Below are 7,184 nucleotides of genomic sequence, written 5' to 3'. Positions count from 1 at the left end.
TTCCAGGATGGAGGTGCGCATGATGGACGGCAGGATGGCCACGGCGGCCACGGCGGCGAAGAACTCCGCCCGGTCCCACAGGGCGCGCCAGTCGACGTGCTCCAGGTGTTGCGGATCAAAGAGGCCCATGACGCCGCGCAGGTCGAGCATGGCCGGAAGCGCCCGCTGCCCGGAGGCCAGCTCGACGAGCCCGGCCAACTGCGCGGACACCTGTGCGGGAAGCTGTTCAGGATAGAGGGCCAGCAGGTTCCAGGCCCCGACAGCCACGGCCGTGAGCAGCAGCGGCCAGAGCAGGCCGCGCACGCTCATGTGCACGATGAAATACGCCAGGCCAAAGGCCACCGCGGGCCCCCAGGCCTGGGCGTTGCGCAGCAGCCCGTGCCCCAGTTCGGACGAAGGGAGGGTGGTCAAGGCGGCCAGGGCCGGGTCGGTCAAGGGCATGAGCATGACCCAGGTCTTCACCAGCAACAGGCCGAATCCTGCCAGCATGCCGCCAAGCACCTCGTTGGGCAGAAAACGGACCCGCTCCGCAAGGCCCTGGCGGGAGAGCAGCACGCCCAGCACCCCGGAAAGCAGCACAGCCAGGGACAGCCCGGCCAGCAGGGTCGCGGTCATGGTGGCGGCGGACACATGGCCGGCAAGGTCCGCGCTGACGGCGGCCACCAGCAAGAAGACCACCAGCACGGCGGAGGGATCCGGCCCGCCCAAGGACACGGCCAGACGGCCATGCAGGGCCAGCAGCACGCTGCACAGCACGGCGGGCACAAGGGGCAGCACCAGGGCATGGGGCAGCAGTCCGGCATCGGGATGAATGCCGAAGGCCAGCATGGCCAGGGCCAGACACACGAGCAGTTCGTGCGCGCCACCGACCATGCCGCTCAGGAGGTTCACCGGCAGGCTGCCGGAGAAGAAATGGCGCAAATGCCCGGCCGCAGTTTCTGGCGGGGGCGCGGAGTCAAGGGCCAGGGAATCCTCGGAGGGCGCGGGCCGCTGCCGCGCGGGTTTGGCGGGCTCGGCCTCGACAAGGTCATCCAGCTTCACGTCCTCAGGCCCGGGCTCCGGCAACGGCGGCCGCACCACCATGCCCGGCAGGCCGCACTTGGGGCACTTGGCCTGCCGGCCCAGAAGCTGCTCCGGCAAGGACTGGCTGTGCCCGCAGGAGGCGCAGGTGAACACGGCTCCAGAGGCCCCGGCATGACTCGTCGTTTTCTGCTGTTCCTCGGACACTGCGCCCTCCGCGCTTGCTGGCGTCTCATGGCGCCCGGATGACTATGGCAAAGAATGCCGCAATTCTCAAGGCCGCGCCCTTTCTCCGGGGCGGCTCAAGCAGAAAAAGCCCGCTAGGCGTGCGCCGCCCGCATGACCGCCAGAAGTTCCGCCAGCCGGTGCTCGTAGCTGTGCTGCGCCAAAATGCGCGTGCGCGCCGCGTTGCTGATGCGCCGCCGCAGAGGCTCGTCCTTCAGGCAGCGCGCCACAAGTTCAGGAATGTCTTCGGGCGCGTCGTAGGCCAGCACCTCGCGCCCGGGCTCGAACAGGCTGTCCAACTGCTCGCGCCGGTCGGTAAGCACGAAGCCTCCGCAAGCGGGCACGTCGAACACCCGCTGGTTCACCGCGCCCTTCATCTGGCGGCTGGTGCAGTTCAGACTCACCGCGCTCAGGGGGTAAAAACGCGGCAGATCGTCGTAATAATCCAGGCGGGGCAAAAAACGGGCTGTGCTCACATTGCCGAAGGTCTCGGCCCAGGCGGCGCGCCAGCCGTCGGCATCACCGGCGATGACCGGGGCGAAAGGCTCCAGGGCGGTGACGCAGGCCCGGCGGTACTGCCGCGTGGCTTCCCAGGTGAGGAGCGACTCGCAGGCCAGGCGCAGGCGCGCATCGCCCCGGCTGCGCAGCTCCCGGGCCAGCTGCGGATGCGCGACGGAAAGGTACGCGTCCACGTCGCGCTCCTGCGACGCGCCGAAGCCCGCGGCCAGACGCGCGTGGTCCCGCGCAAGCTGCGGCAGGGCGGCGCAGGCGGCCAAGCTGTCCTGCACGGCGCGGGTCATGGAATCGCCCACGAACGAAACGTCCGCGCGCCAGGAAGCCGGGCCTGCAGGCGCGCCGGGCCGGAAGCGTTGCGGGTCCGTGGCCAGTGGCAGATAATGCACGCTGCCGTAGCCCGCGGCGCGCAAAGTGGGCAGGTTGTCCGCGTCCCAGCTGAACAGCGTTGTGCCCGGCCGGGCAAGGCCCTGGTAGCGTGAAAGGATCAAGTGCGGGTTGTCCACGAACCAGGAGGCCAGGGGCAGGTTCAGGCGCTCCAGCAATTCCGCCAGCCGTCCTTCACTGTCCAGGCCGAAATGGTTCACCGTAAGCAGCATGTCCGGCTTGAAGTCCAGCACGCGCCGCAAAAGCTCCTCCACAAAAGTGGAGCTGCCGGTGGCCTGCACCGGCACGGCCAGGGGCGACCAGGGCACGTCCAGCCGCGTGAGGGCGGCCTTTATCTCGTCGTTGAGGAAATACGGCCGGTCCAGGAACAGCACTCTGGGTTTGGCCGAGCGGAACTTCGGGTACGCGGCGTGGCCCCAAAAGTCGGCCTTGGCGCTGGCTTCAAGGGCGTCCAGAAGCGCACCGTACAGCGCGGGGCCCACGCGGCGGGCGACCGGGGCGCACAGGGGCGCGAAGGGCAGGCCACCCTGCTCCGCCTGCCAGCGCGTCAAGGCGCTGAGGGCTGCGCGCGGGTCGGCATCGGTGAGCCACAGCACGCCCGGCGCGTCGGCGAAGCGCAGGCGCAGGCCAGAACACTCCCACACGGCGGCCTCGCGGTCCACCACGGCGACCGGGCGGCCAGTTTCGACCAAAAGCTCCAGGCAGCGGCCCAGCATGGGCCCGATGAGCACAGGCAGGGCGCGCGCTTGCACGGACGCCGCCAGGGCTTCCTCACGCGCGCGGCCGCCCCGGCCCCACAGGCTCCAGGTCTTGCCGCCGACGCTCAGGCGCAGGTCGTCCAGATGCCCGTCGGGCCCAGCCGCGAAGACCGGCTCCGCCTGGGCCACGGCCAGAGGCTCTGGCTTGGCGACGCCGCCGTGCGCGTTGTGATCGTGCTCCCGCATGGTGCTTCTCCCGGCCGCAAACATGCAAAGATCATGACAGGGTCACCCTTGCCGGGCCAGGACTATTTCCACCCCGCCCTAAAGTTTCAAACAAGTTCAACCGAAAAGACAGGCGATAGGGGCAATTTCCGGCACACGGACCGTGCCTGCCCGCTCACAACCCATGGAAGGGGACGCCTATGAACACCAACACCCGCATCAGGGTGGTCATCCGCTGCCGGGGCGCCGGGGCGGACATATTCCGAACCCTCGTTTCCCTGGCCTGCCAGACTGTCGGCCCACAGCGCCTGAGCATCGTCCTGGCCAGCACGCAGCCGCAGCAGCACTATGGCCCGGAAGCCCTGCTGCTGCAAAGCTCGCTGGGCTTCCACAGCGTGGAGGTGCTGGACGCCGCAGGCCAGCATCCCGTGAAGTCCATCAACGCCGCCATGTTGGAGGGACAGGAAGAAACCCTGGCCCTGGTGCCGGAAGGCGCGCGTCTGAGCCCGCGCTTCGCCGCCCGTTGCCTGGAAGCCCTGGAGCGCCAGCAGGCCCAGGCCGCCTTTCCCCTGCACACGGCCGGAACGCCAGACAACTCGCCCCTGATCACGGCCTGGAACCGGGTGCGCCCCTTCAGCACGGAGCAGCTGACGCGCTGCAATCCCATCGGCCCGGCGGCCCTTGTGCGCCGGGAGGCGTGGGAGCGCCTGGGCGGCCTGCGACCCGATCTCCAGCTGTACCTGTGGGATTATTGGCTGCGTCTGGCCCTTTCCGGCGGCGGCATCGCCCGCGTGCCGGAGCTGCTGGCCTATTGCCGCCCGCAACACAAGCTGCCCCCCTGGCAGGATGGCCAAGCCAAGGCCTTGCTGGTGACAAGCATGCCCGGGGCCTTTGAGCCCGACGCCTGCCGCTGGGCCCTCGCCTTCCTGCGCGACGAAGCCTGGGCCAAGCCCTTCACGCCCGGCATCATCCCCTCCCCGCGCGAGGTGCGGGCCATGTACGCGGGGCAGAGCGCACCGCACCAAGCGCCGGTCTGGGGCTGGGGGCCAGGCGACCTTCGCACGGCCTAGGACTTGCCGCCGCCTTCGCGCAGGCTGCGCTTCAGTTCCTTGCCCGCGCTCCAGCACTTGGCCACGGGCGCGCCCAAAGACCAGTAGCTCAGGCTGGACATGTCGAACAAGAGCGGGCGGATGAGCGATATATCGATCGAGCCGTCCTCGCGCAGCACGGCCTCGTCCGCATGGGTGGCCACAATCTCGCCAATGAACACCTCGTGGGTGGGGAAGTCCACCACGCGCTCCAGGCGGCACTCCATGCACACCGGGCAGCCCTTGATGAGCGGGGCGTTGGGCAGCACGCCGCTGAACAGTTCGAACACCTGGGACTTGTCCGTGTTCCGCCCGCTGACGATGCCCACATAGTCCGTCTCGACCACAAGGTCCTCGCTCGGGATGCACACGCTGAACTCGCCATTGGCGTGGATACCCTTGTTTGTGTAGTGCTTTTTGTTGATGCCGAAGGACAGATACTGCGGCTGTCCATGATTCATGTTGCCCACGTGGGCCACGGCCAGGAAGTTGGGCTTGCCGTCCACCACCGCGCCGACGATGGTGGTGAGGGATGGGTACAGAGTGTTTACCGGACCGAGATTGCGTTTCATGGGTTCCTCCATCTTCTGTATTGTGTGTACAAACAACACATAGCCGCGGGCGTGGCCGCCCGTTTCCTATTTGCTCGATTCCTCAAGGGCGCGGCAGGCGGCGTCCAGCTCCAGAGCCAGGCGGTCGCCGTCCGCCCCCAGCACCTTGGCATAGGCGGTGTGCAGGCGCTTCCACGACTGCTCCACGCCCTTCAACAGCCCCAGGCCCTTGGAGGTGGCGGCCAGGCGCGCGGTGCGGCCTTCCGCCGTGCGCGTCAAAAGCCCCTTGGCCACCAGCGCGTCCACAAAGCGCGTGACCGTGGACGGCGCCAGGGACAGGCGCTCGGCCAGTTCGCCCGAGCCGATGCCCGGTTCCTCCGCCGCCAGCATGAGCACAAAGGCATGCGAGGGCGAAAGCCCCGTGGGCCGGAAGGCCTCGTCGGCCATGCGGGTGATGGAACGGCTGAGGGAACCTGCGGTGAAATACAGGCAGCGGTGCACCAGTTCGCTGGACTTGGTCATGGGAACTCCTTGGACGGTCCATCAAGAACCGCACGTCGATTGCATGTACAAACAATCAGATTACAGCCCGTCTGTCAAGCGGCGGGCGCAAAAAAAAGCCGCCCCGGTTTTCCGAGGCGGCCCATGGTGCTCTCGAACTGTCGGCTATCTGCCGCCCTGCTTCTTCTCGATCTTGCCCCAGGTGTCTTTCAGGGTGGCGGCGCGGTTGAACACCGGCGCACCGGGCTTGCTGTCCTTCTCGTCGGCGCAGAAGTAGCCCAGGCGCTCGAACTGGCAGCGCCAGCCGGGCGCAACATCGGCCAGGGCGGGTTCCAGCTTGGCCCGCACCACCTCAAGGGAGTTGGGGTTGATGCAGGAGGTGAAGTCCTCCTCAGCGCCGGGGTTCGGCTTGGTGAACAGCAGGTCGTACAAGCGCACCTCGGCGTCCACGGCGTGGGCCGCGCTCACCCAGTGCAGGGTGCCCTTGACCTTGCGGCCGTCCGGGGTGCCGCCGCCCCGGCTTTCGGGGTCGTAGGTGCAGCGCAGCTCGGTGATGTTGCCCGCCTCGTCCTTCACCACCTCGCGGCAGGTGATGTAATAGGCGTAGCGCAGGCGCACCTCGTTGCCGGGGTACAGGCGGTGGAAGCCCTTGGGCGGCTCCTCGCGGAAGTCGTCCTGCTCGATGTAGATGATCTTGGAGAACGGCACCTTGCGCGTGCCCATGTCCGCCTCCGGGTGCCAGGGGAAGTCGAACGCGTCGTCGGTCTTGTCCTCGGGGTAGTTCTCGATGACCACCTTGAGGGGGCGCAGCACGCCCATGGCGCGCGGGGCACGGGCGTTCAGGTCCTCGCGCAGGCAGTGCTCCAGCAGGCCGTATTCGACCATGTTGTCGGCGCGGGCAACGCCGATGCGCTCGCAGAAGTCGCGCATGGCCTCGGGCGTGAAGCCGCGGCGGCGGATGCCGGACAGGGTCGGCATGCGCGGATCGTCCCAGCCGGTGGTGATGCCCTCGTTCACCAGATGGATGAGTTTGCGTTTTGAAAGCACGGTATAGGTGAGGTTCAGCCGCGCGAACTCGATCTGCTGCGGGTGGAACACGCCCAGTTCGTCCAGGAACCAGTCATACAGGGGGCGGTTGTTCTCGAATTCCAGGGTGCAAATGGAGTGCGTCACGCCCTCGATGGAGTCCGAGAAGCAGTGCGCGAAATCGTACATGGGGTAGATGCACCAGGCGTCGCCCGTGCGGTGGTGGTGCACGTGCTTGATGCGGTACATGGCCGGGTCGCGCAGGACGACGTTGGGCGCGGACATGTCGATCTTGGCGCGCAGCACGCGGGAGCCGTCCGGGAACTCGCCCGCGCGCATGCGGGCGAAGAGATCCAGGTTCTCCTCAACCGTGCGGTCGCGGAAGGGGCTGTTCTTGCCCGGCTCCTTCAGGGTGCCGCGATTGGCGCGGATCTCCTCGGCCGTCTGGTCGTCCACGTAGGCCTTGCCCTTCTTGATGAGCTCCACGGCGAAGCCGTACAGTTTCTCGAAGTAGTCCGACGCGTAATAGAGGCGGTCCTCCCAGTCGAAGCCCAGCCACTTCACGTCGCGCATGATGCTCTCGACGTACTCCACCTCTTCTTTGGCCGGGTTGGTGTCGTCGAAGCGCAGATTGGTGACGCCGCCGAACTCCTTGGACAGGCCGAAGTTGAGGCAGATGCTCTTGGCGTGGCCGATGTGCAGATAGCCGTTGGGCTCCGGCGGGAAGCGGGTCATGACGCGCCCGGCGTTCTTGCCGGAGGCCACGTCCTCGGCCACGCGGGCGCGGATGAAGTTCACGGGGACGGAAGGGGTCTCGCCAGCGGCTTTGTCGGGCGTGGTCATGCGCGGTATCCTTGTATGAAATTCTGCGTTTCAGGAGCCTTGGGGCCTGCCGGAGCTGGCCTCCCAAGCCTTTTAGCATAGGGGAAAGCGCCCGCATGGTCAAATGG

Annotated in this window: 6 protein-coding genes; 1 reads left to right on the top strand and 5 read right to left on the bottom strand. The window is 67.5% G+C overall.

All coding sequences use genetic code 11. From position 1 onward, the window contains the following. On the bottom strand, positions 1-1,227 hold a 1,227-nt coding region (locus VN419_RS02620), incomplete at its 3' end, for a hypothetical protein (RefSeq protein ID WP_325644148.1). A gap of 113 nt (positions 1,228-1,340) precedes the next feature. Next, complete coding sequence (locus VN419_RS02615; protein ID WP_325644146.1) at positions 1,341-3,089, bottom strand: CgeB family protein; 1,749 nt, start codon at positions 3,087-3,089, stop codon at positions 1,341-1,343. A 179-nt stretch (positions 3,090-3,268) separates the two neighbouring features. Here VN419_RS02615 and VN419_RS02610 point away from each other — a divergent pair, with 179 nt between their 5' ends. Then, entirely contained in the window at positions 3,269-4,138 is an 870-nt protein-coding gene (locus VN419_RS02610; protein ID WP_325644144.1) for a hypothetical protein, read from the top strand. Here the strand turns inward: VN419_RS02610 and VN419_RS02605 are convergent. The 3 genes from VN419_RS02605 to VN419_RS02595 all read right to left on the bottom strand — a co-directional run bounded on the left by VN419_RS02605 (position 4,135) and on the right by VN419_RS02595 (position 7,077). Beyond that, the gene (locus VN419_RS02605) at positions 4,135-4,728 is read right to left on the bottom strand and encodes a flavin reductase family protein (RefSeq protein WP_325644142.1); all 594 of its coding nucleotides are present in this window, start codon (positions 4,726-4,728) and stop codon (positions 4,135-4,137) included. The two genes, VN419_RS02610 and VN419_RS02605, sit on opposite strands and share 4 nt — an antisense overlap. A 66-nt stretch (positions 4,729-4,794) precedes the next feature. Beyond that, positions 4,795-5,229, bottom strand: a complete 435-nt coding sequence (locus VN419_RS02600) for a MarR family winged helix-turn-helix transcriptional regulator (RefSeq protein WP_325644140.1) — start codon at positions 5,227-5,229, stop codon at positions 4,795-4,797. 144 nt (positions 5,230-5,373) lie between these two features. After that, positions 5,374-7,077 carry a glutamine--tRNA ligase/YqeY domain fusion protein gene (locus tag VN419_RS02595; RefSeq protein WP_325644138.1) on the bottom strand — a complete coding sequence of 568 codons (1,704 nt, stop codon included), beginning with the start codon at positions 7,075-7,077 and terminating at the stop codon, positions 5,374-5,376. Positions 7,078-7,184 lie beyond the last annotated feature (107 nt).

This window comes from Humidesulfovibrio sp. (assembly GCF_035560995.1).
Lineage (GTDB): Bacteria > Desulfobacterota > Desulfovibrionia > Desulfovibrionales > Desulfovibrionaceae > Humidesulfovibrio.
Note: the sequence above shows the minus strand (reverse complement) of the source record. Positions and strands in the feature narration are given on the sequence as shown.